This is a genomic window from Comamonas denitrificans (assembly GCF_017368815.1).
GTDB classification, from domain to species: Bacteria; Pseudomonadota; Gammaproteobacteria; order Burkholderiales; family Burkholderiaceae_C; genus Comamonas; species Comamonas denitrificans.
Window position 1 is genome coordinate 1 of sequence record NZ_JAFNME010000025.1, and the last position, 25,071, is coordinate 25,071.

21 protein-coding genes are annotated in these 25,071 nt (G+C 61.2%); 3 read left to right on the top strand and 18 right to left on the bottom strand.

The features are described 5' to 3' along the window. Nucleotides 1-902: FecR family protein (locus J1777_RS10975; protein ID WP_207575738.1), on the bottom strand; the 902-nt coding region annotated here is incomplete at its 3' end. A gap of 233 nt (nucleotides 903-1,135) precedes the next feature. On the opposite strand from J1777_RS10975, the gene J1777_RS10980 reads away from it, so the two are divergent. Next, nucleotides 1,136-1,807 (top strand): cyclic nucleotide-binding domain-containing protein, encoded by a 672-nt coding sequence (locus J1777_RS10980; protein ID WP_207575739.1) that lies wholly within the window; start codon nucleotides 1,136-1,138, stop codon nucleotides 1,805-1,807. Here J1777_RS10980 and J1777_RS10985 read toward each other — a convergent pair. From J1777_RS10985 to glyQ, 9 genes are all read right to left on the bottom strand, one after another. Further along, nucleotides 1,800-2,807: a GNAT family N-acetyltransferase gene (locus J1777_RS10985; protein WP_207575740.1), complete on the bottom strand. Its 1,008-nt coding sequence runs from the start codon at nucleotides 2,805-2,807 to the stop codon at nucleotides 1,800-1,802. The two genes, J1777_RS10980 and J1777_RS10985, sit on opposite strands and share 8 nt — an antisense overlap. Continuing rightward, complete coding sequence (locus J1777_RS10990; RefSeq protein WP_207575741.1) at nucleotides 2,800-4,113, bottom strand: ABC transporter ATP-binding protein; 1,314 nt, start codon at nucleotides 4,111-4,113, stop codon at nucleotides 2,800-2,802. The genes J1777_RS10985 and J1777_RS10990 overlap by 8 nt, the downstream gene beginning before the upstream one ends. Then, nucleotides 4,103-4,876 (bottom strand): ABC transporter permease, encoded by a 774-nt coding sequence (locus J1777_RS10995; protein ID WP_045266120.1) that lies wholly within the window; start codon nucleotides 4,874-4,876, stop codon nucleotides 4,103-4,105. The genes J1777_RS10990 and J1777_RS10995 overlap by 11 nt, the downstream gene beginning before the upstream one ends. A gap of 132 nt (nucleotides 4,877-5,008) precedes the next feature. Then, nucleotides 5,009-6,004, bottom strand: coding sequence for an acyltransferase family protein (locus J1777_RS11000; protein ID WP_207575742.1), 996 nt, complete (start codon nucleotides 6,002-6,004; stop codon nucleotides 5,009-5,011). A gap of 8 nt (nucleotides 6,005-6,012) precedes the next feature. Further along, nucleotides 6,013-7,209 (bottom strand): glycosyl transferase, encoded by a 1,197-nt coding sequence (locus J1777_RS11005; protein WP_207575743.1) that lies wholly within the window; start codon nucleotides 7,207-7,209, stop codon nucleotides 6,013-6,015. Nucleotides 7,210-7,224: 15 nt separating this feature from the next. Next, nucleotides 7,225-8,871 carry a glycosyltransferase family protein gene (locus tag J1777_RS11010; protein ID WP_207575744.1) on the bottom strand — a complete coding sequence of 549 codons (1,647 nt, stop codon included), beginning with the start codon at nucleotides 8,869-8,871 and terminating at the stop codon, nucleotides 7,225-7,227. Further along, complete coding sequence (locus tag J1777_RS11015; protein WP_207575745.1) at nucleotides 8,868-10,598, bottom strand: PIG-L family deacetylase; 1,731 nt, start codon at nucleotides 10,596-10,598, stop codon at nucleotides 8,868-8,870. Before J1777_RS11015 ends, J1777_RS11010 begins: the two co-directional genes overlap by 4 nt. A gap of 99 nt (nucleotides 10,599-10,697) precedes the next feature. Then, nucleotides 10,698-12,860, bottom strand: coding sequence for a glycine--tRNA ligase subunit beta (glyS, locus tag J1777_RS11020; protein WP_207575746.1), 2,163 nt, complete (start codon nucleotides 12,858-12,860; stop codon nucleotides 10,698-10,700). Nucleotides 12,861-12,920: 60 nt separating this feature from the next. Beyond that, complete coding sequence (gene glyQ, locus J1777_RS11025) at nucleotides 12,921-13,871, bottom strand: glycine--tRNA ligase subunit alpha (protein WP_207575747.1); 951 nt, start codon at nucleotides 13,869-13,871, stop codon at nucleotides 12,921-12,923. A gap of 134 nt (nucleotides 13,872-14,005) precedes the next feature. On the opposite strand from glyQ, the gene J1777_RS11030 reads away from it, so the two are divergent. Then, nucleotides 14,006-15,088: an SPFH and helix-turn-helix domain-containing protein gene (locus tag J1777_RS11030; protein WP_207575748.1), complete on the top strand. Its 1,083-nt coding sequence runs from the start codon at nucleotides 14,006-14,008 to the stop codon at nucleotides 15,086-15,088. Nucleotides 15,089-15,128: 40 nt separating this feature from the next. Here the strand turns inward: J1777_RS11030 and J1777_RS11035 are convergent, their stop codons facing one another. Beyond that, the gene (locus tag J1777_RS11035) at nucleotides 15,129-15,575 is read right to left on the bottom strand and encodes an OsmC family protein (RefSeq protein ID WP_207575749.1); all 447 of its coding nucleotides are present in this window, start codon (nucleotides 15,573-15,575) and stop codon (nucleotides 15,129-15,131) included. A 292-nt stretch (nucleotides 15,576-15,867) separates the two neighbouring features. Here J1777_RS11035 and ilvA point away from each other — a divergent pair, with 292 nt between their 5' ends. Then, a complete protein-coding gene (gene ilvA / locus J1777_RS11040) occupies nucleotides 15,868-17,439 on the top strand; it encodes a threonine ammonia-lyase, biosynthetic (protein ID WP_207575750.1) in 1,572 nt (523 codons plus the stop codon). A gap of 142 nt (nucleotides 17,440-17,581) precedes the next feature. Here the strand turns inward: ilvA and J1777_RS11045 are convergent, their stop codons facing one another. The 7 genes from J1777_RS11045 to flhA all read right to left on the bottom strand — a co-directional run bounded on the left by J1777_RS11045 (nucleotide 17,582) and on the right by flhA (nucleotide 25,069). Continuing rightward, nucleotides 17,582-17,878 (bottom strand): flagellar protein FliT, encoded by a 297-nt coding sequence (locus J1777_RS11045; RefSeq protein ID WP_207575751.1) that lies wholly within the window; start codon nucleotides 17,876-17,878, stop codon nucleotides 17,582-17,584. Nucleotides 17,879-17,899: 21 nt separating this feature from the next. Further along, entirely contained in the window at nucleotides 17,900-18,316 is a 417-nt protein-coding gene (gene fliS / locus J1777_RS11050) for a flagellar export chaperone FliS (protein WP_207575752.1), read from the bottom strand. Between the two features lie 56 nt (nucleotides 18,317-18,372). Then, on the bottom strand, nucleotides 18,373-19,737 hold the full coding sequence (gene fliD / locus J1777_RS11055; protein ID WP_207575753.1) for a flagellar filament capping protein FliD: 1,365 nt from the start codon (nucleotides 19,735-19,737) through the stop codon (nucleotides 18,373-18,375). A gap of 198 nt (nucleotides 19,738-19,935) precedes the next feature. After that, on the bottom strand, nucleotides 19,936-20,652 hold the full coding sequence (locus tag J1777_RS11060) for an RNA polymerase sigma factor FliA (RefSeq protein WP_207575754.1): 717 nt from the start codon (nucleotides 20,650-20,652) through the stop codon (nucleotides 19,936-19,938). Nucleotides 20,653-20,656: 4 nt separating this feature from the next. After that, nucleotides 20,657-21,433 (bottom strand): hypothetical protein, encoded by a 777-nt coding sequence (locus tag J1777_RS11065; RefSeq protein WP_207575755.1) that lies wholly within the window; start codon nucleotides 21,431-21,433, stop codon nucleotides 20,657-20,659. Further along, nucleotides 21,426-22,964: a flagellar biosynthesis GTPase FlhF gene (flhF, locus tag J1777_RS11070; protein WP_207575756.1), complete on the bottom strand. Its 1,539-nt coding sequence runs from the start codon at nucleotides 22,962-22,964 to the stop codon at nucleotides 21,426-21,428. Before flhF ends, J1777_RS11065 begins: the two co-directional genes overlap by 8 nt. A 2-nt stretch (nucleotides 22,965-22,966) precedes the next feature. Next, nucleotides 22,967-25,069: a flagellar biosynthesis protein FlhA gene (gene flhA, locus J1777_RS11075; protein ID WP_207575757.1), complete on the bottom strand. Its 2,103-nt coding sequence runs from the start codon at nucleotides 25,067-25,069 to the stop codon at nucleotides 22,967-22,969. Between the last annotated feature and the right edge of the window lie 2 nt (nucleotides 25,070-25,071).

Consider the following 25,071-nt stretch of genomic DNA (forward strand, 5'->3'; position numbering starts at 1 on the left):
GGGGTGGGCCGTGCCAAGGCAACGTTGAGTTGCTGCACTGTGTCTTGCGCCAGGACGGTTTGCACCTCTTGCTGGCTGCCAGGAGTCAGGCTTGCTTGCGCACTGGCAGTGACAGTGGCGGTGGCCGAGACCGGGCTGGGAGAGAGGTTGTGTGCGCTGCGGGTGTGGCTGGCAAGTTGCGCATCTGCCTCCCGGGGGGGCATGTCTTGGGCCAGCAGTTGGGGCTGGGCAAAGTAGTTGCGGTATTGCATGAGCATGCCGGGCATGTCGGCCGCGCTGAGCCATTGGGCCGCACTGCCGCCGCAGGGGCCGGTGGCCTGGGCCTGGCATTCGGGGGCGGTCAGCGGGGCCATGACGATGGCCCCTTGATTGACCTGGGCCTGGGCTTGTTGCGCATCGGCCCGCACCACAAAATCGGTGCCGCGCACGCCAATGGCAACCAACGGGGTGTTGAGGCGAAAGCGCTCGCGGGCACCTTCGGCCGCGGCCCCGGAGATGGCGCGGGCTACGCCTTGGTCAAGGCGAAAGCGCACCAGGGATTGGTGAACCTGGGCCGGGTTGTAGTGGTAGTCCTCGACCACCAGGCGGCTGTTGGGGCGCACGCTGACCAGGGCTTCATCGACAAAGCGGATGTGAACATGGCCGCCCGCAGCGGTTTCAACCCGGTCGCCCACCCAGATGCTGCCGCCAGCACGGGCACTGCGGCGCTGGCCGTCAGCGCGAAAGATGTCTGCTTTGCCAAGGGTGAGGGTGATGCGCCCAATGGCGGCGCTGGGCGCTAACGTGGCCTGGGGCGGCAGTGCCGCAGCGTCTTGCCCGGCCTGCCCTGCGCGTGGGCAGGCCGCTGCCACCAGCACGGCGGCCAGGGCAAGTACAGAAAAACGGGGGGCAAGGGAAAACATGGTGCGGTGCAACAGTAAAGAGATAAAGGTGGCCCAAGCGCCAATAACCAATCAAGCCGACTATTTTGCATGTGCCCAGCGGGGCCTGTCTGTGCGTGCAATCACAGGCGCAGGCCCGGGGCCAGGCCGCGCCAGGGTGACCGACAAACGGCGGCTTTACACTTGGCGGCTTTTATTTGTGTGTTTGCACTTGGTTTTGGTGCCTTGGGATTGTTTGCCGCATGCCTGTTGTTGTGTCTGCCTTGTCTGCCCTGCCGCTGCTGTCGCACCTGCCCCAGGTGACGGTGGCGCATTTGGCGCAGCATGCCCAGGTGACGGCCTACGCCAAGCGCGAGGTGGTGCTGCACAAGGGGGCGGCGGGCCAGTGTTTGAATTTTTTGCTGGATGGCCGCCTGCAGGGCCTGGACTTTACGGCGGATGCGCGTGAGGTGGGGCTGTACTTTGTGCAGCCGGGCGATTTTTTTGGTGAGGTGGCGCTGGTGGACAACCAGCCGCAGCCAGAGTACGTGACGGCGTTGATGCGCTCGCAAGTGATCAGCATTGGCAAGGAGTTGATCCGCCCGGTGCTGTTTGCGGTGCCGCAGCTGGCCGAGGCGCTGTGCCTGCGCCTGTCGCAGCGCTTGCGCGGGGTGTCAGAGCACCGGCGCATTTTGGGTCTGGCCACGCCGGTGCAACGGGTGTGTGCGCTGCTGGTGCAGATGGAAAAGCAGGGGCGCATCCCGCAGGTGCCCACGCACCAAGAGCTGGCGATCATGGTGAACCTGACGCGCGAATCGGTGTCGCGGGTGTTTCAGCTGCTGCAGGGGCGCAGCATTGTGGAGCGCGATGGCAATGATTTGCTGGTGCTGACCCCCGCCCAGCTAACGGCCTGGGCTGAAGGGGCAGAAGTCGCTGTGGCTACATAAAGTCTGAATCGCCGCCCATGAGCCAGAGGTGCCCCTGCCAGGGGGCCACGCTGGCGGTGGGGCCTGCGGCATCAATCGCATTGGTGGGGATGGAGATGTCGGACGGGCTGCTGTGCAGGCCCTGGGGCTGGGCGGCACAGAAGTCGGATGCCACGGCATCGCTGACCAGCGCTTGCACTGGGCGCTGGTGCTGGTGGGCAAAGGCGCGGGCGGCGGCAATGGCGTGGGGCAGGTGTTGGCGGGGGCCGAGGTAGTCGAGCCAGTCGCAATGCTCAGGATGCAGGCGCAGGGCCAGTGCCGCCAGGGGTTTGCCGGTAAGGCGCTGGCGCACCAGCAGCAGGTGGTAGTCCACGCCAGGGCGTTGCTGGTAGCGCCAGGCCCAGTGGCTGGCGCTGCGCAGGGGCAGAAAGTGCTGGGGCCAGCTGGCTTGCATCTGGGGCCACAGGGCATCCAGGGCGGTCAGGGGCGCATCGGCCGCCAGCGTTTGCACGGCCCAGAGGCGCTGCCAGGGCGCAGGCTGGGCTGTCCAGCGCAGTTGTTGCAAGCAGCCCGCCTGGCGATACAGGCCGAGCTTGAGGCCGAGCTGAAAATGGCGGGTGTTGGGAAAGCCAAAGGCAAACGCATAGGGGGCACCAGCGCCCAAGTGCTGGCTGAAAAAGTGCTGTGCCACCTGAAACAGCGCCCCTTTGCGCGAAAACACGCCGCGCTCTTGCATGCGCACCATGACATCGCCGTTTTGTACGGTCTGGATGGTGCGCCCCTGGTGGCTGAAGGTGCGCGGCATGCCCCCAAAGAAGGCAATGGCATCGCCCGTGGAGGCTTTGGTCAGCAGGCTGCCACGCAGGTCGGTGCCACGGTATTTCCAGTCCCATTCCTGCTGGCCCATGGTGTGGCCAAAGACTTGCGCAAACAGGGTGCGCAGCTGCGCATCCTGGCTGCGGTGGGCGGTGTGCAGTTGCCAGTCGCTGAGCAAGGTGGGGGGGGTGCTGCGATCAGCCATGGGGCACCTGCGTCCAGTCCCCCGCCAGCAGCCAAGGGCCTTGGTGCTGGCCGCTGTGCTCTAGCTCGATGTGGGCAATGGGGTCCATCCACTCGTACACGTAGCGCCCTTGTGCGCACAGGAGATAGACACCGACGCGGTAGCGCCCTTTGTTCAGGGGCAGTTGGGGCAAGGTGTAGCGCACCTGGGCGTGGCCCTGGGCGTTGTGGGCCTGCACGGTGCCCGGTGGGCAGTGGCCGGAGCCGAGGATTTTGCCGCTTTCAGAGGAGATCACCACGGCGACAAGGGGGTGGGGTTCTTGCGCGCTGGTGTGTACGGTGGCATCGACGTGCAAGGTGCTGCTGCCGGTGTGGCCGCGCAGCTCGGTGCCGACGGTGTCATCCAGGCCCACTTCGACCTGGATAAAGCGGGCGACGGCCGCAGGGGCTGGCGCAGGGGTGTCGGGCGGCACAGGGGGCGCGGATGGGTCGGACGGATGATCAGACGGGTCGGGCAGCGCCGAGGCGGCGTGCGCTTGCACGGTGGCGCTGACAGCGTCGATGCCCGGTTGGCGATTGACCCCATCCAGATACTCTTGGTAGCGCGGCAGCACGGCGCTGGTGGGGCCAAATTCGCGGATGCGCCCTTGCTCCAGCCACAGGCAGCGCTCGCAAAACAGGTCCACATGGAACAGGGCGTGCGAGCACAGCAGCAAGGAGGTGCCGTTTTCGCGCAGCTGCATGACGCGGTCGAAGGAGCGTTTGGCGAACACGCCATCGCCCACGGAGAGGGCTTCATCGACGATGAGGATGTCGGGCTCGACACTGGTGGCCACCGCAAACGCCAGGCGCACTTGCATGCCGCTGGAGTAGGTTTTGACGGGCATGGCCAGGTGCTCGCTGCTCAGGCCACTGAAGGCGCAGATGGCATCCAGCCGCGTGCTGACCTGGGCATGCGTCAAGCCCATGGTGGCGGCGTAGAGGAAGATGTTTTCGATGCCGGTGGCTTCGGGGTTGAAGCCCGAGCCCAGCTCCAGCAAGGCGGCGATGCGCCCTTGGCTACGCACCTGCCCGCTGCTGGGGGTGAGGGTGCCGGCGGCCAGCTGCAGCAGGGTGGATTTGCCCGCACCGTTGAGGCCGACGATGCCCACCGACTGGCCGGGCAGGATGTCAAAGCTGACGGGCTGCAAGGCGGTGTAGCCGCCAGCCTCTAGGCGCTGGCTGCCACGCAGGTGGCCCCACAGCTGGCGCAGGGGGGTGCGCTGGGGGGGGTAGGTTTTGCCCGCCTCCTGAAAGCTCAGGACGGGGGGCTGTGTATCAGAGGACATCGGCAAACCCCGGTTGAATGCGAATGAAAAACCAGCGTGCCAAGACAAGCAGCGCACAGGCGGCCAGCGCATGTGCCCCCCAGCCCAACCAGTCGATCGGCTGGCCATGCATGAGCACGCCACGCACCAATTCGACCGACCAGGCCAGTGGGTTGCACTGGATCAACCACTGCATGCCGGCAGGAATCATGGAGGCAGGATAGAAAATGGGCGACAAAAACATCAGCAGGCTGCTGACCGAGGGGGCCAGATGGCCAATATCGCGCAGGTACACGCCTGCTGCCCCCAGCAACCAGGCCAGCGCCTGGGCATAGATGAGCAGCGGCAGCAGCGCCAAAGGCAGCAGCGCCAGGGCTTGCCAATGCGCCTCGCGCCACAGGGCAAAGCCGATGGCAATGCACAGGGACAGCCCCAGTTGCACGGTGCCCGCCCCCACCACCACGCTGGGCAGCAGCAAGAGCGGAAAGCGCACTTTGGTGATTAAAAACGGGAAGCTGCTGACGCTGGAGGGCGCACGGTTGATAACGTCCGAGACGAAGGCAAACAAGGTCAGGCCAATGAAGACTTGCAAGCTGTATTCGCTGATGCTGCCATCACCAGCGGGCCAGCGCACCCGAAAGAATTTGTAGAAGACCAGGGTGAACAGCAGTATTTGCGCCAGCGGTTGCAGCACCAGCCAGGCAACCCCCAGGGCAGAGCTGCGAAAGCGCAGCTGCAGTTCACGCAGCAGCCATTGGCGGTAGAGGTAGATCCATTGGGGCATGATGTTTATAAGAATTATTGAATATTTGCTTTAGGATTAAATCTGTCCATCAAAGGCTTTTCAAAGAAATGCCAAGAAACTGATGCCAATATGCAGGTGATAACCAGGCACCACATGAGGGCAAGCTCTGGCTTAAGCCAATCCAGCGTTTTTAATGATAAGAGAACCGGTAGATGCCACAGATATATTCCGTAGGATATGGTGCCCAGATAGCTGACAGGTGCCAGCATGGTTTTTATTTTTCCCCGTAAACCTTAAGGTAATAAAAAACAATAAAACCAATGCAAACGAAACCGCCAATAGGCTGCGCCAGAAGGTCACCATCAGCGGATAATCCCAGTAGCTGCCATAAGACGCATAAATGCGCAATGTAAAATATAAAGAAATGCCAGCCAAGATGGCAATTGTTATTTGGGTCATGCCTTTTTTCTGAAGCATGGTTTTGCCGTAATCTGACCTGACCAACCTGGCCAAAAGCAGACCCGCCAAAAATTCATCCAACATGCCCGGCAGTTGGGTGGCGGCAACAAACACGGGGAAAAATCCCGATGATTCTGACGGTTGCACCCAGGCACTGACCCCTGCCCGCCAAAGCCACGCTGTAAGCAGAAAAACCAAGGCAATGCCCCACCAGCGCCCTACCCTGAGCCACGGGGCGATGAGCAGCATCAGCACATAAAACTGCATCTCTGTGGCCAGCGACCAGTTACTGCCGTTGATGGCCCCGTGCAATTGGGGCACCAGGTTGTGTAGAAACAGCAGGTGCGAACCTAAGTTCAAAAACAAATGCTGAAAAAGCAGGTGGGGGGATATGAAGGCGATAAACACCAACATGGTTAAGTAGTGCAAGGGAACAATGCGCGCGAGTCTGCGCCGAAAGAACCCGGGCCTGAAGGCGTGCTCCCCACGTTTATCGATTTCAGAAAATGCCGAAAGACCGATGACAAATCCAGAAATGACAAAAAATAAATCCACCCCCATCCAACCGACCCTGAACCAAAGCCAGGGCCAGGTTGCAGGAAAGTTGTTCCACTGAAAATGCTCAATGACGTGGTAAACAACAACAGATATTGCAGCAAAGCCACGCAATATGTCTATCGTATCGAAATAGTACGATTTTTGCTGCATGGTATTTATTACATGCGTGCGCGAATTTCGCACAAAAAGCCTTTGAATCCTTTTTCTGCAATCATTTGGCGCGCGCGTGCCATGTAAACACCGAACATGGCGGGACGCGAAAGAATCCCACTCAGGGCAGACCAAATGGTTTTCTTGGGTGCCGATACCATGGACAGCGCCGACATATCGCTTTTATTCCCAGAATACTCATGCACGCCATTTTTCTCCCACCAGGCAGCAAAGCCCGTGTGGTCAAAAGGATGGGGAAAGGCTTTTTGCAGGTCTTCGCGCATGCGATAGACGCGCCGCTGCAGCTTGCTGATGGGTTGCCCATTGTCAAAATTGGCAAAAGCCCATTGGTGCTGGCTCAATGGGTCTGCGGCGGTGACTTGAATGGCAGCCTCGTACCAGTCGATCATTTCAAACACTACCGGGCTGTGTACGGCATAGCGCTGCGCCATGATGCGGTGCGCACCTTTGTCAAAGCCGGTGTAATGGTAGAAGCCCAGGGGTTCGCCGTTTACATGAAACTGGCCATCTTCACGGGTGATGCGCCGCTTGGACAGGTTCCAGGTGGAGACATTCAGGCGCGGGGTGCGCAAAATCGCCACCTCTGGGAACAGGGCCGGGGCCAGGTCCACCCAGCGCTGGTCGGTGAAGATGCCGTTGGGGATGTCGTCGATGCACAGACGGTGGCAGCGCTCGCGCCACCATGCGGCAAAAGCACGCCCGGCATCGGTGGCGGCAACGGCCACAAAACCCAGGTTGTACACGCCGTGTTTGAGGGAGCAGATTTCGTTGTCCCAAATAGCCATCCAGTCGTCTTCGGGGGTGGTCTGGTGGGGGGTCAGGGCAATGCTGTTGTGCTCCAGGGTGGCCAGCACATCGTCCAGACGCGAGTACATGACGGTGTCGGGGTCCATGTAGATCACGCGGTCACCATCGTTGGCCAGAAGCTTTTCCAGCACAAAGGGTTTGATGGCGGTGGCCAGCTCCACAATGGCGTGGCCAAAGGCCCAGCTGCGCCAGTTGTCGATGCCCAGGTCGGCGGGGCTCCAGACGCTGTCGAACATATCCAGTGGGATGTTTTCTGGACGCTCGTCCGCCAGCGCCAAATGGATGCGTGCCTCAGGGTGGAATTTTTTGATCGACTCGGTCAATAACCGCACTTTGGGAATGTAGTTAACGGCAGCACTGGTAAAAATATGAAGCATGGCAAAACAAATAAGTTAGTGGGTGGGCGAGCGCAGGTAAGGCTCTAGTTTCTGGAGCACTTGCTCGGCACTGTCGGTCAGTGCCAGGCAAATGCTCTGGGGATAGCGTGCCAAGAAGGTGGCTTGCGCCCCCAAATCGAAAGCAGCCACGGGCAGCTGGTAGCGCTCCAGCTCATGCAGCACGTAGGAGAAGGTTTCTGGCCCTACCGAGCTGAAGAAGAAAATGTCGATGTCGTGTTGAATGATGAGCGCAGTGAGCTCCGATGCGCGGTAGGGCCCGGTGCTGCGCAAGGGCAGCCCGGGCATAGCAGCGCACTCCCCCAGTACCACGACTTCATAGGGGTGCCCGCCGTCGGCGATGGCGCGAACCAAGTCCGACACGGGTTGCTCGCCCTTGTAGGCCGAGGTGATGGAGCCGACGATGCCAATGCGCCCCGAGGGGCGTTTTTTCTGCGCCTGCCAAGCGTGCAGCTGGTCTTGCTCGGCCTGGCTCAGGGGGGCCACGGCATGCGGGCGCAGGCTCAAGGGCAAGGTCAAATCGGGGTAAGCACGCTGCAAGGCCACCTGGGCACTGGGGTCGAAAATGCGCACCTCGTCAGCCGTCGCCAGCAGCTGCCCCCAGACAGCACGCCAGGCTTCAATGCCATGGTGGCGGTACAGGGTGACCATGGCCTGCTCTGACCGCGCCAGACAAGTCTGGCACGTGGCGGTATCGGGCAATTGGCAGTAGCGCCCTTCGGCCTGCAACAAATGCTGGGAGGGGCAGATCGGAAAGTAGTCGTGCATCGCCACCGTGAGGCGACAAGCGTGCTGCTGACAATAAGTCTGCACAGCTTGCACCAAGGGCAAGGCTTGGGGAAAAGAAACCGCGTTGTTATAAAAAATATGGGCAATGCGGCTGCGCTGCAGCCAAGCCTGCAGCTGCGACCAGGTGCCACGGGTCACCAGCTCTTGGCGCTGCTCGGGCAGGATGCGGTACACCACGTACTGCAGCGTGAGCACAGAGAAGGTCAGCAGCGCTACGCGGCTGCCCTGGCCTGAGGCAGCCAGCAGCTCCTGGGCCAGCTGGTGGCGGCGGTATTGGTTGGCACCCCCGCCCAGGTCGTGGTCCACCACCAGGCAATCCCACGGGGGCAGGGTTTCAGGCTGGGCCGCTGCTGCTGGTTTGAGCACCAGTTGCGCCACCTGCCAGGCGCTGCGGGCGTGGCGCGTGGCGCGTTCTTTAAAGCCGCGCCACTGGCCGCTGCGCAGCAGGCTCCAGCTGCGCCCTAAAAAATAGCGCCAGGTGCGCAGGTGCTGGTGCAGGCGACTGGGGAATGGCGCGGTGTTGGAATTTTTGTCCAGTGGGTCGGCCCAGCGGTGCAAGCTTAGGCGCGCGCCATCGGTGTGGGCGCACAGCTCCAGCACCTGCCCTTCGGGCACCGCCGCATAGTAAAAAAAGCCACAGCGCTGCAAGGCTGGTGACAGGCCTAGCTCCCCCGCCACATCCGGGCGATCGCGGTTAAATGCGAGTTCCTGCACCCAGGCGTTGCCTTGAGGGTCACGACCATGCAGTTGCAGCGTAGGCTGCTGGCCAGGATGACCAACCAAGGCCACCCAGCCTTGCAACAGAATAATGCCTTGGTCAAATTCGACCCGTTCCAAGTGGTGACGTAGCTTCAATTGCCGCCCCTTGAAAGACGCTTTTTCATTCGGCGCAACCAGCTGAGCCAGCGCCATCCCCTGGAGGCATAAATCGCTTGCAGGGTTGTTTGGCTCTGCTGCAACGCCTGCTGGGTGTGCTGCAGTTGGTGCTGGTTGCATGCCAAGTCTTGCTGGCTCTGCCCCAGCGCCTGTTGGGTCTGCTGCAGCGTGTGTTCGCGCTGCAGCAGCTGGTTTTCTGCGTAGGCGCGATGCTGCTCTTGGTGGTCCAGCTGCTGGGCAAACCACGCCCCGGCGGCAGCGATACGCTGGGGCGGCAGCTGCGACAGCCATTTCTGCATGACCTGCTCGCGCCACTGCAGGTGGTGGTGCGCGTGCTGGGCATCACTTTGTAATTGGGAGCGATCGTTGTAGCGGTAGATAGCGCTGCAGCCGGGCACATGCACAAAGGAGGTGTGCGTGCTGACCTGCAGCCAAAAATCCCAGTCTTCCAGCACGGGCAGGGCTTCATCAAAGCGACAGCCCTGCAGGGCCACCAAACTGCGTGCAAATAGCACACTGTGGATAGGAAAAATATTCGTAAAAATCAACCGCTGACTTTGGTAAGGGCGGTCATAGCGCAGCACTTCCTGCCCCTGGGGATTGACCACCTGGGTGTCGGTGTGCGCAGCATGCACACCGGCTTGCGATTGCAGGGCGTGCACCAACTTATCAATATGCCCTGGCGCAAAGATGTCGTCGTCGTCCAGAAAAATGCAGTATTGCCCCTGTGCATGCTCTAGGGCGGCATTGGCAGCCTGTGGGCGTATCAGCGGGCGTTGCAGGGACACCCAGCGCACCCGATGCGGCAAAGCATCGACCCAGGCCGGGGGCTGCGACTGACCGTGTGCCGCCACCACGATGATTTCCAGCTGCGGATAGTTTTGCGCACACACGCTGGCAATGGCCTGCTCTAGGCGGGGGTCGCCCATGGTCCGAATGAGCACACTGACCAAGGGCAAGTCCTGCGGCACGATGGCCTGGCCGCGCTGGTGCAGAAACAAGGGGTCGAGTGCCGGCAACAGCGCCGACCAGCCTTGTTGGGCCAGGGGCAGCCACTGCAGCCCTTCTGCCGCCTGCACCTGGGGCCCCAGGGTGATGGCCCGAAAGTGGTTCAGCGCAGCAATCCGGCTGCTGTAGGGCTGCACCTCTTCTTGCGAGCCAAAGGCCTGCATGGCCTGGATTTTTTGTGCCTGCACGCTGGTGATGTCCACCAGATGCGAGCAATGCACCAAGGCCGTGCCCGATTCATAAAAGCACAAATCAACCGCCTGGGGCAGCTGTACCAAGCTCCACAGTGCGGCCAAGGCGCAGGCTTGGTGATCCGGATGGGGCTCATGCAGCGCAGGCACCAAAAGCACGTCGGCCTGGTGTGCTTGCACGTAGGCGGCGATGCGCTGCTGCAGCTCAGGGGTGCAGCGCACATCGCGATCGGGCAGTTGCCAAAAATCCAGGGCATAGCCCCCCAGCACAGCGGCGGCGGCCTGGCTTTCTGCCTGGCGCTGGGCACCCTCCCCCTGGGCTTGGCCCTCGGTCAGCACCACCACCCGGGCCTGTACGCCACGCTGGGCCCACAAAGCCAAAAGCCCTGCACAGCCAAACACCTCATCGTCGGGATGGGGTGCCAGCAGCACAGGGCGGTGAAATTGCTCTAGGGGAAAAGCTTGCGGGAAGGTCTGCGCCTCAAACACGCGGTCTTGTATGGGCATAGCTGCCCTCAAATAAAAACCGGCGATTATAGCCAGGGGCGCAAAACCAACCACCGGCACAGGCGTGTATCTGCACCGGTGGGGTCGGGGTGCATGCGCTTACCCCGCCAGCCGCGCCAGGTCGGCGACTTGGTTCATGCACTGGTGCAGGCTGGCCAATAGGCCCAGGCGGTTGTTTTTCAGCGCCATATCGTCGGCATTGACCATGACGTGCTCAAAGAACGCGTCCACCGGCGCGCGCAGGGCGGCCAGGGTTTGCAGGTGGGCGGTGGTGTCGCCCGCTTGCAGTTGCTGCTGGGCCTGGGCGGCGATGGTTTGCAGGGCGGCGTACAGGTCTTTTTCAGCGGCTTCGTGCAGCAGGGCGGCATTGACTTGGGGCTGGACTGCCGTTTCAGCTTTTTTCAGGATGTTGCCCACGCGCTTGTTGGCGGCGGCCAGGGCGGGGGCTTCAGGCAACGCGGCAAAGGCGCGCACTGCTGCCAGGCGCTGGGCCACGTCCGAGAGGCGCTGCGGGCGCAGGGCCAGCACGGCATCGACTTCTTGGGCGCTGTAGCCTTGCTCGCGCAGGCTGACGGCCAGGCGGTCGTAGAAGAAGTCTTGCAGGGCGGCGGCCGGGTCTTGGATTTTGTCGCCAAACACCGGTACGGCGCGGGCGATGAGCTGGCCCAGCTCCAGCGGCAGGGCTTTTTCTACCAGCATGCGGATGATGCCCAGGGCATGGCGGCGCAGCGCAAACGGATCGCGGTCGCCGGTGGGCAGGTTGCCGATGCCGAACATGCCGACCAGGGTTTCCAGCTTGTCGGCCAGCGCCACGACCAGGCCCACGTTGTCGCGCGGCAGCTGGTCGCCGGCAAAGCGGGGTTTGTAGTGGTCTTCAATGGCGTGGGCGACGGTGTCGGGCAGGCCATCGTTCAGGGCGTAGTACGCGCCCATGGTGCCTTGCAGCTCGGGGAATTCGCCCACCATGTCGGTGACCAGATCGGTCTTGGCCAGCAAGGCGGCGTTGTCCACGCAGGTGAGCAGCCATTCTTCGGCCACTTGGCCTTCGTGGCTGCTGAGGCTGGCGTGCTGGGCACCCAGGTTGTCAAACAGCTGCACCGCAATGGCTTTGGCAATGGCGCGCACGCGCTCGACGCGCTCGCCCTGGGTGCCCAGTTGGTTGTGGTACACCACTTTGGCCAATTGCGGCACGCGGCTGGCGAGGGTTTTTTTGCGGTCTTGGTCAAAGAAGAATTTGGCATCGGCCAGGCGCGGGCGCACCACGCGTTCGTTGCCCTGGATGACGGCGCTGGCATCGTGCGGGGCGATGTTGCTGACGATCAGGAACTGGTGCGTGAGCTTGCCCTGGGCATCGAGCAGGGGGAAGTATTTTTGGTTGGCCTTCATGGTGAGGATGAGGCATTCCTGCGGCACGGCCAAAAATTCTTCTTCAAACTGGCAGATGAGCACGTTGGGGCGCTCGACCAGGGCGGTGACTTCGTCCAGCAACGCTTCATCTTCGATAGCTACCACCCCGCCACCCACTTTGTCTGCAGCCTGTTTTAACTGCTGAACAATGTCGGCGCGGCGTTCGGCAAAGCTGGCAATCACGGCCCCTTGGTCACGCAGCTGCTGGGCGTAGCTGTCCGCGTTGTGCAGCACGACGGGATTGACCGTGGCCTCAAACCGGTGGCCTTGGGTGCTGTTGCCCGCTTGCAGGCCCAACGCGGAAACGGGCACCACGTCGGCACCATGCAGCGCCACCAAGCCATGGGCGGGGCGCACAAAATGCACGCTGCTCCAGCCGTCTGGCAGCTGGTAGGTCATGACTTTGGGGATGGGCAGCTTGGCGACGGCTTCATCCAGCGCTTTTTGCAGGCCGGCAGCCAGGCTGGCCCCTTGGGCGGTGCTGGCAAAGTAAAGCACGTCGGCCTTGCCGTCATGCACGCGCTGCAGGCTGGGCACCACGCTGGCATCGGCCCCCAGGGCGGCGAGTTTTTTGAGCAGGGCGGGTTTGGGTTGGCCATCGGCCTCCAGGCCCACGGCCACGGGCATGAGCTTTTGCGAGACGGCTTTGTCGGGCGCTTGCGCCAGCACGGCGCTGATGTGCGCCGCCAGGCGGCGCGGCGAGGCGTAGGCGGTCACGGCCGAGGCGGCGGTGGTCAAGCCCTGCGCGGCCAGCTGGTCGTGCAGCACGCTGGCAAAGGCATCGCCCAATTTTTGCAGGGCTTTGGGGGGGAGTTCTTCAACGAAGAGTTCAACAAGCAGGTTGGCAGTGGTCATAATAATTTAGGAGCTACTCGCGCTTACTGGGTAAGCGTTAGATGGCAAATTTGTTTAAAATTAAGCGGCTTTTTTTTGTTTTTCTGCGGCTTTGGCCAGTTCGGCCAGCACTTCGTCGGCGTGCTGCTTGGGGGCCATGGGAAAGCCCAGGCGGGCGCGGCTGTCCAGGTAGCTTTTGCCCACGGCGCGGGCCAAGTTGCGGATGCGGCCAATGTAGGCGGCGCGCTCGGTCACGCTGATGGCGCCGCGTGCGTCCAGCAGGTTGAAGGTGTGGCCGGCCTTGAGCACTTGCTCGTAGGCGGGCAGGGCCAGCTCGGCGGCAATCAGCTGGTTGGCGGTCTGTTCGTGCGCGGTGAAGGCGGTGAACAGAAAATCGACGTTGGAGTGCTCGAAGTTGTAGGTCGATTGCTCCACCTCGTTTTGGTGGTACACGTCGCCATAGGTCAGCTTGGATCCATCCGGCCCTTCGGTCCAGGTCAGGTTGTACACGTTGTCCACGCCCTGCAAATACATGGCAAGGCGCTCCAGGCCGTAGGTGATTTCGCCGGTGGCGGGCTTGCAGTCGATGCCGGCCACTTGCTGGAAGTAGGTGAACTGGGTCACTTCCATGCCGTTCAACCACACCTCCCAGCCCAGGCCCCACGCGCCCAGGGTGGGGTTTTCCCAATCGTCCTCGACAAAGCGGATGTCGTTCTTCTTCAGGTCAAAGCCCAGGGCTTCCAGGCTGCCCAGGTACAGCTCCAGGATGTTGGCCGGGGCGGGCTTCAACACCACCTGGTATTGGTAGTAGTGCTGCAGGCGGTTGGGGTTGTCGCCGTAGCGGCCATCTTTGGGGCGGCGGCTGGGTTGCACGTAGGCGGCCTTCCAAGGCTCGGGGCCGATGGCCCGCAGGAAGGTGGCGGTGTGGCTGGTGCCAGCGCCCACTTCCATGTCATAGGGTTGCAGCAGGGCGCAGCCCTGGTTGGCCCAGTAGGTCTGCAGTTTCAAAATAATGTCTTGGAAGGTGAGCATGGCCGTTGTCGCTTGGGTCTAGGTTTATTCTCTGGCGCGGTCGGCAAAAAAGTGCGTCCGCAAAGCAAAAGGGCCTGATTTTAGGCCCGCTGCGCCCTTCTACAATGCCCCACCGTTATTAAGGAGCTGTGCCCATGAATATCCTGAACATCATCAAAAGCCAATTGATTGAAGTGATCGAGTGGACGGACGACTCGCGCGACACCCTGTCCTACCGCTGGCCCGATGAGGACAAGGAGATCAAAAACGGTGCCCAGCTCATCGTGCGCGAGTCGCAGCAGGTGCAGTTTGTCGCTGCGGGCCAGTACGCCGACCTGTTCGGCCCGGGCAAGCACACGCTCTCGACCGAGAACATTCCGGTGCTATCGACCATTTACGGCTGGAAGTACGGCTTTCAGTCGCCCTTCAAGTGCGATGTGTACTACATCAACACGCGCCTGTTCACGGGCAACAAATGGGGCACGGCCAACCCGGTGACGGTGCGCGACCCCGACTTTGGCGTGGTGCGCATTCGCGCCTTTGGCACGTACGACTTTCGCATCGTGCAGCCGGCGCTGTTCCTGAAAGAAGTGGCGGGCACCGACCAAAACTTTCGCCTGGATGAGTTCGCCGACACCATGCGCTCGCGCATCGTGAGTATTTTTAGCGAGGCGCTGGCCAAGGCCAAAATCCCGGTGCTGGACGTGGCCACGCGCTACAGCGATCTGGGCGAGGCGCTGGTGCAGGTCATCAACCCGGCGGTGGTGGATAAATACGGGCTGGAAATCACCAGCTTCATTCTGGAAAACGTCTCGGTGCCGGCCGAGGTGGAGCAAGCGATTGACAAGCGCTCCAGCATGACCGCCATTGGCAACCTGAACGATTACGTGAAATACCAGATGGGCCAGGCCATGGCCAATGGCGGTGACAGCGCCGCCACCCTGCCCGCCAGCATGGCCATGGGCTTTGGCATGGCGCAAGAGATGATGAAGCAAATGCAGCAACCGGCCCCGGCCGCCAGCGGCTTTCTGCCCGGTGCGGCGGCACCAACACCAACCACCGCACCTGCTGCGGCCCCGGTGTTGCAGGTGTACACCCCCGAGCAAGCGGCCCAGTTGCTGGGCGTGGAGGTGGCCGATGTGCTGGCCGAGCTGGAAGCGGGAAACCTAAAAGGCAGAAAAATAGGAAGCGCTTGGCGCATTGCACAAGCGGCTTTGGATGAGTTTTTAGCCGGATAACGTTAAAAGAGCTGCGGTTGCAGCTCTTTTTTTATGCGCTTTATTCCCCCACCGTAAAGCTGGTGGTGATTTCGGCGGTTTTGCCCAGCATGATGCTGGCCGAACAATACTTCTCGTGCGACAGGGCAATGGCCCGCTCCACCGCCGCTGCGGGCAGGCCCTGGCCCGTGACGGTGAAGTGCAGATTGATCTTGGTGAACACCTTGGGCTCAACCTCGGCGCGCTCGGCCTGAATCTCCACCGTGCAGCCGCGCACCGCATGGCGGCCGCGCTTCAAGATCAGCACCACGTCGTACGCGGTGCAGCCGCCCATGCCCGCCAGCAGCAGCTCCATGGGCCGCGCGGCCAGGTTTTGGCCACCGTTGGTGGGGGTGCGCTCATCGGGCGCACCATCCATATTCACGATATGGCCGCTGCCGGTTTCGGCAACAAAGCCCATGTGGGAGCGGGTTCCGCTGGCACCCGTCCAGCTGACTGTGCATTTCATGCAATTTCCTTGTGAATTAAATTTGCGGGGGGTTTGTTGCAATGCAGCAAAAATCTACATACAATCCCTATATCGCGACTTTATCGCACCTGTTGTCTCCTCCACCCTCCAAAGGTGGATTCCAACCCTAGGCCTTACCGCCTAGGGTTTTTTTTCGTCCACTCACAGCGGCCTGTCCATAGAAGCGGCGATGCCCGGCTTCGTGCTGCACTGCCGCCAAGGGGTTGCGCAGTGCCTATGATGTTCGATTTTGCGGCACCGGCACCGGCCCGCCCCCGTAGCTTCAATTTTTATGACGACCTTGCCCCCTGCCACCACGGCACTCACGCCCGCCGATTACCTCACCCGCATCCTGAACGCCCGCGTCTATGACGTGGCCCTGGAAACCGATCTGGAAGTGGCCAAAAACTTAAGCCGCCGCCTGGGCAACAAAGTGTTGCTCAAACGCGAAGACCAGCAACCGGTGTTCAGCTTCAAGCTGCGCGGCGCGTACAACAAAATGGCCAACCTCACCCCGGGGCAACTGGAGCGGGGGGTGATTTGCGCCTCGGCCGGCAACCATGCGCAGGGCGTGGCCCTGGGCGCGCGCAAGCTGGGCTGCCGCGCCATCATCGTGATGCCCACCACCACACCCCAGCTCAAAATTGATGCCGTGGCCGCGCTGGGCGGCGAAGTGGTGCTGGCCGGCGAGAGCTATTCCGACGCGTACCAGCACGCCGTGGTGCTGCAGGAAAAGCAAGGCCTGACCTTTATCCACCCCTTTGACGACCCCGACGTGATTGCCGGCCAGGGCACCGTGGCCATGGAGATGCTGCAACAGCTGCAAAAGCTGGGCAGCCCGCGGCTGGATGCGGTGTTTGTCGCCATTGGCGGCGGCGGTTTAATTTCTGGCGTGGCCAATTACATCAAGGCGGTGCGGCCGGACATCAAAGTCATTGGCGTGCAAACCAAAGATTCGGATGCCATGCGCCAGTCGGTGCTGGCCGGTCAGCGCGTGGAGCTGGCCGATGTGGGCCTGTTCTCGGACGGCACGGCGGTGAAGCTGGTGGGGCAAGAGACCTTCCGCATCACGCAAAACCTGGTCGATGATTTTGTTGTGGTCGATACCGATGCGGTGTGCGCGGCCATCAAAGACATCTTTGTGGACACCCGCTCCATCGTTGAACCTGCCGGGGCCCTGGCGGTGGCTGCCATCAAGCAGTACGTGGCCGAGCACCAAACCGAGGGTGAAACCTACGCCGCGATTTTGTGCGGTGCGAACATGAATTTTGACCGCCTGCGTTTTGTCGCCGAGCGCACCAATGTGGGCGAAGAGCGCGAGGCCCTGCTGGCCGTGACCATGCCCGAAGAGCGCGGCAGCTTTCGCCGCTTCTGCCAGTTGATTGACCTGCTGCCCGGCGGCCCGCGCAGCGTCACCGAGTTCAACTACCGCATCAGCGACCATGATCGCGCCCATGTGTTTGTCGGGCTATCGACCACGGCCCCCGGCGAATCGACCCGCATCGTTGAGCACTTCCAGGGCCACGGCTTTGCCGCCCTGGATTTAACGCACGACGACATGGCCAAAGAGCATTTGCGCCACATGGTGGGCGGGGCATCGGCCCTGGCGCAGGATGAGCGCCTGCTGCGCTTTGTCTTTCCTGAGCGGCCGGGGGCTTTGCTCAAGTTCCTCAGCCTCATGGCCCCCAACTGGAACATCTCGCTGTTTCACTACCGCAACCAGGGGGCCGACTACGGGCGCATTTTGGTCGGCCTGCAAGTGCCCGCCAAGGATGGGGCGCAGTTTGCCCAGTTCTTGCAAAGCCTGGGCTACCCCTGGGTGGAGGAAACCAGCAATCCGGCCTACCAATTATTCTTGCGCTAATTTTTAGTGTTTTTGGCCGCTACCGCTTATCTATCAAGCGGTAGCAGCTCACTTTTTTATATAAAGCCCAAGAAAAAAGCCCGGATAAACAAGCTATCCGGGCTAAGAGAACACCTTGGAGGGCGTTAAACCAAGTGGTGCATCAATGCAGGGCCGAACCAGCCGGGGCCGTGCCCATGTATTCCAGCGTGGCCAGCCACGGCTCGGCCAGCAGGCGGATTTGGGCATCGTTGCGCAGAATGCGCTGCATGATGCGGGTCTTTTCTTTGCGCTCTTGGGCGGATAAGGTTTGCGCCTCGGCTTGGGCACGCAACTCACCAATCAGCACCGCGCAGGCTTTTTCGCAATCGGCAACTGCTTGCCAATTGCTGCTCATGGCGGCTTGCAGCATGTCCGTGCTCTTGGTCTCGATTGCTTTGTAAAAATCCAACAATTCCATCTCCCTCACTCCTTAACGCCGTCACGCGCCAGCAGTTGTGTTGCCCTCTGGGCCAATTTCTTTCCATCCCTGTGCTACAGGCTGCAGCACCCCAATCACTTCCTCGACCAGGCCCACGTCGTTGTGGACGTTGGCGTGGGTCAGCTGCTTGACCGAATAGTCATACAGCAGCTTTAAATTTCCGGCCAGCTCCCCGCCCTTTTCCAGATCGAGGCCCGCCGCCAGCCCTTCCTGCAAGATACGCACGGCCTTGCCCAAATGGCGTCCTTTTTCCTCCACCTCGCCACGCTGTATCGCACCGCGAGCAGCATTCAGGCTTTGAAACAGGCCATCGAACAACATTTGTATCAAGGCATGGGGCGAGGCGTTTTCCACCCCCGAATGCGCACCTACCTGGCGGTAGGCATTGGCCCTGTTGAATCCTGGAGAAGAAAACATGCGAATCCTTGGCAATCGTAAAAAGTACAAGCGCGGTGCCGACCTGAAGGGGGGTATTAGCTCTTCGAGTTATTCCACGTAGTCACCATTTGCGAGACATAGGAATTCAACGCATTCAGCGAAGACATTTTCACGTCCAGCGCCGAGTACTGCGCATACAACCGTGTCTCCAGCGCTTCGGCGCGTTTATTGACCTTGTCCTGCTCGGCAGTGTTGCTCTTGAGCGTGCGCTCCAGCGAGTCGGTCTTCGTGTTCAGCGTCCCGTCAAACGACAGCAGCTTGTCGGTGAAGTTCTTGAAGTTCACGGCAATCCCGCCACCCTGCCCCAGACTGTCGGCTTTATTGGCAAACAAGCCTTTCAAGTCGTCGATATTGGTCAATGCTTTGTCCAGCTTGGTGGTGTCCATACTGAGTTTGCCGCCCTCTTGCATCTGGATGCCGATATCGGCCAAGCGCGTCAACCCCCCGGTGCTGCCCGAGATGCCTTGGGTCAGCATGCGCAAGGAGTTTTGCAAGCTCACGGTGGCGCTATCGCCTTGCAGCACCCCTGCGGTTTTGCTCTCTTCGACGTACTTGGTCGATTGGGTCAGCAGGTCGTTGAGTGCGTTGTAGGCCTCGACAAACTCTTGGATGTTTTTCTTCATTGCCTCGGTGTCGGCTTTCACATTCAGCGTGGCCGCCGTGCTGGTGACTTCCGAGACGGTAAACGACATACCGGGGATGGTGTTGGCAAAGGTATTGCTGCTGGATTCGACGACCAAACCATTGAGCTCCACCTTGGCATTTTGGGCATTTTGGGTGGTGTTCTGCCCCAGCACTGTAGGGGCGGAGCTCAAATCCACCGTAAATGCCTTGTCGGTGCCGGTTTCCTTTGAGCGCAGCATCAAGCGCTCTTTGCCATCCACGTCAGTGACCACCGAGGCTTGAATGCCCATTTCTGCTTCGTTGATCTTGGTGGCAATCTTGGTCAGGGTGTCCGAGCTAGAAACACTAATATCTTTTTCCACCGCGCCCATTTTGAGCTTGATGGTGCCGTCCGCTCCCATGGCTTGGTCTTTGGCCAAGGCACTACCGCCAGCGCCGCCAGTGCCGCCAAGCGCCGTGGTTTGGGCCTGGGCCAGGTCCGTGACCTTGATGTTGTAGGTGCCGGTGGCCGCAATCCCGGTCATGGTGCCCGAGAGGGTGGGGTTGCTGGAGCTGATGCTCACGCCGTTCCAGGCACTGTCGCGGGTGAGTTTGGAGGCGATGTCGCCCAATTTGGAGGTGAGCGATTTGATTTCGCCGTAGGTCGAAATTTGGGTTTGGATGCCTTCGGCTTTGTACTCAAGTTTCTTCAGCGGGATTTTTTCCGCCGCAACCGTCTGCTCGACGATTTTGGCGACATCTAAGCCACTGCCGATCCCTGCGGATGAAATTGCCATGGTGAATACTCCTTCAACTGCATGCGCCACCCTGCGGGTAACTGTTGCCTTAATGCCTATTGTGCTGCGGTTGTTGCTATAACAAAAGCGAGAAAACTACCGCTCACACCTACCAATCTCTTTGATCCAGACCTCTTGGAACACCCAAGTGTCCAGGGCCTTCTTTTTTATCGGCGCTTTGCGAAAGAACTTAAGCCCTTAATGCAAACGCATTTTTGTGCGCAGCCGTGCGATGGCTTGGCTGTGCAGTTGGCTGATGCGCGACTCGGTCACTTCCAGGACGGCGGCGATTTCTTTCAGGTTCATATCGTGCTCGTAGTACATGGCCATGACGTATTTTTCGCGCTCGGGCAGGTTCTCAATGGCCTCCACCAGCGCCTGGCGCAAGCGATGGTCACGCAACTGGGCAAAGGGGTCGGCCTGGGCATCGGCCACATGGCGATCGAGGAAGTTTTCGCCCTCATCGCCGTTTTGGCCCATGTCTTCCAGATAAATCAATTGCGTGCCGCGCACCCGGCCCAGCAGCTCTTGGTATTCGGCCAGCTCCAGCTCCATGGCCTCGGCGATTTCGGATTCTTTGGGCGCTCGGCCTAGGCTTTGCTCCAGGCGGTGGATGGCGCTTTCAATGTCTTTTTGGCCTTTGCGGGCGCTGCGGCTCATCCAATCGCTGCCGCGCAGTTCATCGAGCATGGCACCACGAATGCGCTGGCTGGCAAAGGTCTCAAATTGCACCCCATGGCTGGTTTCGTAGCGCGACAAGGCATCGGCCAGGCCAATCATGCCCACCTGGATCAAATCGTCCAGCTCCACACTGGGCGGCAACCGGGCCATCATGTGCTGCGCAATCCGCCGCACCAGCGGGGCGTGCTGGCGGATCAAGGTATCAAGGCTTAATTGACCGTGGGCGGTGTACATCAACTCAATGATTCCACGCAGGTGAAGGGGTGGCGCAAGGCGCAAACAGGCTGGCGGGCAGCATTGCGGGCTCAGGCGCAGTAATCACCTGCCCCTGCTCCAAGCATTGTAGCGCCCAGCGCTGTAGCTGCCGGGGGTGTTCTGGGTCGATTTGCTGGGCCAAAGGCTCAACATGTAAATGGTGGTGTGCGCACTGCGCTATAGATTTCAAGAGCGGGTCCAACCCGGTATGCGCCGGGCGCAACGCCAGCAACTGGGGCATGACCCCGGTGTCCATGAACACTTGCTTGAGCGCGCGGTAGCACGCCACCACGCTGTGGCGTTTGGTGGGCACCAGCAACCAGGGCGCTTGCTGCACCCCCTTGCACACCGCCCCCAGCAAGGGGGCCGGGGCCAGCACCACCAGCAGCGCGTGGTTGCGAAAATGCCGGTACAGCTGCCCCAAGGGCGGCTGGCCACTGGCTTGCGCCCAATCGGCCAACTCTTGCAAGCCCCGCGCCGCAGGCAAGCTGGCAATGGCGTGGGACTGGGTCAGGTGCGCCGGCAGCGCGGTGCTGCTGCAGCCTTGCAGCACGTCTTCAAGGCCTGGGGCTTGGTCGGTTTCGCTCTCTAGGCCATCCAAAATCATCACCGGGTAGCCTTGCGCTTGCAACGCTGCGCAGGCTTGCCACAGGGCGTGCAAGTCCTCCACCTCGCCCGAGGGGATGACGCTCAATACCCGCAGCTGCCCACTGGACTGGCCAAGCAGGCTGCTGCCCTGGTGCCAACCACTGTCAAGCATGAAAACCTCCGCTGGCGGCCCCCAAGGGGGAATCTGCATAGAAAAAGTCCAAATCCAGCGCGCTGGGGTCAAACGCCGATTTGCTGTGCGCCCGCATCGCGCTGGCAATCAGGTTGCTGGCCACGGCACGGTCAAAATCTTCAGGCACGCGCTGGCCGTTGGTCACCCCGCGCAACACCATTTGGTGGCGAATCAGGGCATCGAGCGCCGGGCCGAGTTTGACGGCTTCATCCACCTTGGACAGGATGGCTTGGCGGCAATTGTGGTGCTTGAACGCGGCCAAGGATTCATCCAAGGTGTCGCCATGGCAGCCGGCATTGGCCACCAGCAGTTGCTGCACGCCAGGCAGCTGCAGCACTTGCAAAATATCGTCCTTGCGGGGGTCGCGGGGGGATACACCGGTGGTGTCGATGATGACCATTTTCTTGCCCGACAGCAGGCCCAGCAAATCTTTCAAGGCCGCTTTGTCATGGGCCAAATGGGCCACGACACCGAGCATGCGGCCATAAGAGCGCAGTTGCTCGTGGGCACCGACCCGGTAGGTATCCAGCGTGATCAGGCCAACGTTTTGCGCCCCGTGCCGTTGGGCGCACAGGGCGGCCAGTTTGGCCGCCGTGGTGGTTTTACCCACCCCGGTCGAGCCGATCAAGGCAAACACGCCGCCCACATCGTAGATGGGCGCCGCCGAGGCATCGGTGCGCAAATTGCGCTCCAGCACCTGCATCAGCCAGCGCAGCGATTCTGCCGGGGCCCCGGTTTGGGGCATGCGCTCAATCAGGGTGCGGGCCAAGGCGGGCGAAAAACCGGCGCGAATCAACTTCAAGATCAGGTTGGAGTGCAACGGGTTTTGCCGCGTTTGCCCCAGCCAGGCCAGGGTGTTGAAGCGTTCTTCGATCAGGCTTTTGACGGTCTGCAGCTCTTGCAGCATGCCTTGGCTGGTGGCGGGGCTGGCCGCCAGGTTTTTGCTGGCCGGCACCTCTGCGGCCATGGCACGCAGGGGGTTTTGGCGCACCACCTGGGGCATGGTGGCTTGGGCACTGTCTTGGCGGGCTTTGCGGGCGAAGGTGGGCAATTGGTCTTCAGGCAACTCGGCCGCCTGGATGCCTTCGCTGCGGCGGCGCAGCATGCGCTCACGCACGTAATCCTGGAAGGACAGGGTGCTCATGGCCAGCTGTTCGGTATCTTCGGCCACGCTTTGGCGGGGGCTGACGTGCACCGGCGCGGCCATGCGCGGTGCCACAGCAGCGGCCACCGGCTTAGGCGCTGGGGCCTGCGGGGCAATGATGGGGGCCGCAGTTTTGCGCAAGGGGCGGGTTTCTTCGGCCGCCCGCGCCTGGATGGCGGCACGCAGCCCGGGACTGGTTTTCTGGCCACGGTCCATGTGCTGCAGGTGGTCTTCGGCCGTGGCCATGACTTCCACGCCCTGGGCGGTGGCGCGGTTGGACAAAATGAGTGTGCCTTCGCCAAAAACAGACCGTGCTTTGGCTAAGGCTTCACGCGAAGTGGGAGCAAGAAAGCGTTGGATGTTCATAGTTATGCACCTTTAAGAATCGGGCCGATGCGGATCGAATGCGTTTCGGGAATTTCACTGTGCGCCAGCACTTGCAGGCGCGGGGCCACACGGCGCACGAGACGGGCGATGGCATTGCGAATTTGGTCGGGCACCAGCAGGCAGGCCGGCATGCCCAGCTCCTCTTGCTGGTTGGCCACCTCGGCGGCCCGCTGCGTCAGCACATCGGCCACGCCCGGGTCCAACGACGGGCCGTTGGCATTGGTCAGCGCTTGCACCAGCAGACGCTCTAAACCGGGTTCGATGGCAATCACATTCAACTCGCGGGTGGGGCCATAAATTTGTTGCACGATGGCCGGGGCCAAGGCAATGCGCACGCGCCGCGCCAGCTCCACCGGGTCTTGGGTGTGCCCGGCGTTTTCCGCCAGGGTTTCAATAATGGTGCGGATGTCACGAATGTGCACCGCATCCTCCAGCAGCAGCTGCAGAACTTTTTGGAACACAGTAATCGGCACCATTTTTGGAATGACCTCTTCAATCAACCGGGGGGCCACTTTGGCCACGTGATCCACCAGCTGCTGAACCTCGGCGCGGCTCAGTAACTTGGCGGCATGCATTTGCATCAAGTGTGACAAATGTGTTGCCATCACAGTTTCCGAATCAACGACGGTAAAGCCTGCCATTTGTGCCGCTTCTTTTTGGCGCTCGTCAATCCAGTGAGCGGGCAAGCCAAAGGCCGGGTCGGTGGTGGGGGTGCCGATCAGTGGCGTGGTAATGCCACCGGGGTTGATCGCCAAATACATGCCAGGGAAGGCTTCGCCCTCGCCCACCATCACCCCGCGCAGGGTGATGCGGTAAGCGCTGGGCTTGAGTTCGAGGTTGTCGCGCACATGCACGGCAGGGGGCAAAAAGCCCACTTCCTGGGCAAATTTGCGGCGCACGCCTTTGATGCGGGTGAGCAAATCGCCTTGGCGCTTTTTATCCACCAGGGCAATCAGGCGGTAGCCCAGCTCCAGGCCCAGCAGATCCACGGGCTGCAAGTCGTCCCAGGTGGCCTCGGTTTCTTGCTGCGGCGCAGCCAGCGCCTCTTGCGCGGCAGCGAGCTGCTCGGGGGTTTCTTTGGGTTTGTTTTTCGCCCGCATGGCCAGCCAAGCGCCGTAGCCAAAGGCGCAGCCCATCAGCAAAAATACGGTGTGCGGCATGCCCGGAACCACCCCCAGCAAGATCAAAATGCCGGCCGTAATGCCCAAGGCCCGGGGCGACATGAACATCTGCGCAGCAATTTGCTTGCCGGTGTCGTTGTCCTTGCCCACGCGCGAAATCACCATGGCCGCAGCCACCGAAATGAGCAAACCAGGAATCTGCGCGACCAGCGCATCGCCCACGGCCAGCAAGACGTAGCTGTTGGCCGCCTCGCCCGCCGACAGGCCGTGCTGGGCCATGCCGATGGCAAAGCCGCCGATGATGTTGATGATCAAAATCAAAATCCCCGCCACCGCATCGCCGCGCACAAACTTGCTGGCACCGTCCATGGAGCCAAAGAAGTTCGCCTCTTCCTGTACCTCCAGGCGGCGGGTCTTAGCTTCGGCCTCGTCGATCAGGCCGGCATTCAAGTCGGCATCCACGGCCATTTGCTTGCCCGGCATGGCATCCAAGGTAAAGCGGGCGGACACCTCGGCAATGCGCTCAGCCCCCTTGGTCACCACCATGAAGTTGATGACCACCAAAATAGCAAACACGATCAAACCCACGGCAAAGTTGCCGCCAATCAAGAAGTGGCCAAAGGCCTCAATCACCGCCCCAGCCGCACCGGGGCCGGTGTGCCCTTCGAGCAAAACCACGCGGGTCGAGGCCACGTTCAGCGACAAACGCATCAAAGTGGTGAGCAGCAGCACCGACGGGAAGGCAGCAAAGTCCAGCGGCTTGACCATGTACGCCGCCACCATCATCACCATCAGCGCCAGGGCGATGTTCAGCGTGAAGAAGGTGTCCAGCATCCACGGGGCAATCGGCAGCACCATCAAGGCCAAGATGGCCACCACCAAGATGGGGGCCGCCAAGCCTTGCACAGCCCAGCCATTTTGGCCGGCCCATTGCTGAAGATTTTTTAAATTTGCGGTACTCATAG

Bases quoted from the DNA above. Each gene is read 5' to 3' on its own strand.
- glyQ (WP_207575747.1), bottom strand. From the start codon at position 13,871: ATGCTCACCTTCCAAGACATTATTTTGAAACTGCAGACCTACTGGGCC.
- fliD (WP_207575753.1), bottom strand. From the start codon at position 19,737: ATGGCAATTTCATCCGCAGGGATCGGCAGTGGCTTAGATGTCGCCAAA.
- J1777_RS11005 (WP_207575743.1), bottom strand. From the start codon at position 7,209: ATGCTTCATATTTTTACCAGTGCTGCCGTTAACTACATTCCCAAAGTG.
- glyS (WP_207575746.1), bottom strand. From the start codon at position 12,860: ATGACCACTGCCAACCTGCTTGTTGAACTCTTCGTTGAAGAACTCCCC.
- J1777_RS10995 (WP_045266120.1), bottom strand. From the start codon at position 4,876: ATGCCCCAATGGATCTACCTCTACCGCCAATGGCTGCTGCGTGAACTG.
- J1777_RS11000 (WP_207575742.1), bottom strand. From the start codon at position 6,004: ATGCAGCAAAAATCGTACTATTTCGATACGATAGACATATTGCGTGGC.
- J1777_RS10990 (WP_207575741.1), bottom strand. From the start codon at position 4,113: ATGTCCTCTGATACACAGCCCCCCGTCCTGAGCTTTCAGGAGGCGGGC.
- fliS (WP_207575752.1), bottom strand. From the start codon at position 18,316: ATGTTTTCTTCTCCAGGATTCAACAGGGCCAATGCCTACCGCCAGGTA.
- flhF (WP_207575756.1), bottom strand. From the start codon at position 22,964: ATGAACATCCAACGCTTTCTTGCTCCCACTTCGCGTGAAGCCTTAGCC.
- J1777_RS11035 (WP_207575749.1), bottom strand. From the start codon at position 15,575: ATGAAATGCACAGTCAGCTGGACGGGTGCCAGCGGAACCCGCTCCCAC.
- ilvA (WP_207575750.1), top strand. From the start codon at position 15,868: ATGACGACCTTGCCCCCTGCCACCACGGCACTCACGCCCGCCGATTAC.
- J1777_RS11065 (WP_207575755.1), bottom strand. From the start codon at position 21,433: ATGCTTGACAGTGGTTGGCACCAGGGCAGCAGCCTGCTTGGCCAGTCC.
- J1777_RS10985 (WP_207575740.1), bottom strand. From the start codon at position 2,807: ATGGCTGATCGCAGCACCCCCCCCACCTTGCTCAGCGACTGGCAACTG.
- J1777_RS11015 (WP_207575745.1), bottom strand. From the start codon at position 10,598: ATGCCCATACAAGACCGCGTGTTTGAGGCGCAGACCTTCCCGCAAGCT.
- J1777_RS11045 (WP_207575751.1), bottom strand. From the start codon at position 17,878: ATGGAATTGTTGGATTTTTACAAAGCAATCGAGACCAAGAGCACGGAC.
- J1777_RS11030 (WP_207575748.1), top strand. From the start codon at position 14,006: ATGAATATCCTGAACATCATCAAAAGCCAATTGATTGAAGTGATCGAG.
- flhA (WP_207575757.1), bottom strand. From the start codon at position 25,069: ATGAGTACCGCAAATTTAAAAAATCTTCAGCAATGGGCCGGCCAAAAT.
- J1777_RS11060 (WP_207575754.1), bottom strand. From the start codon at position 20,652: ATGTACACCGCCCACGGTCAATTAAGCCTTGATACCTTGATCCGCCAG.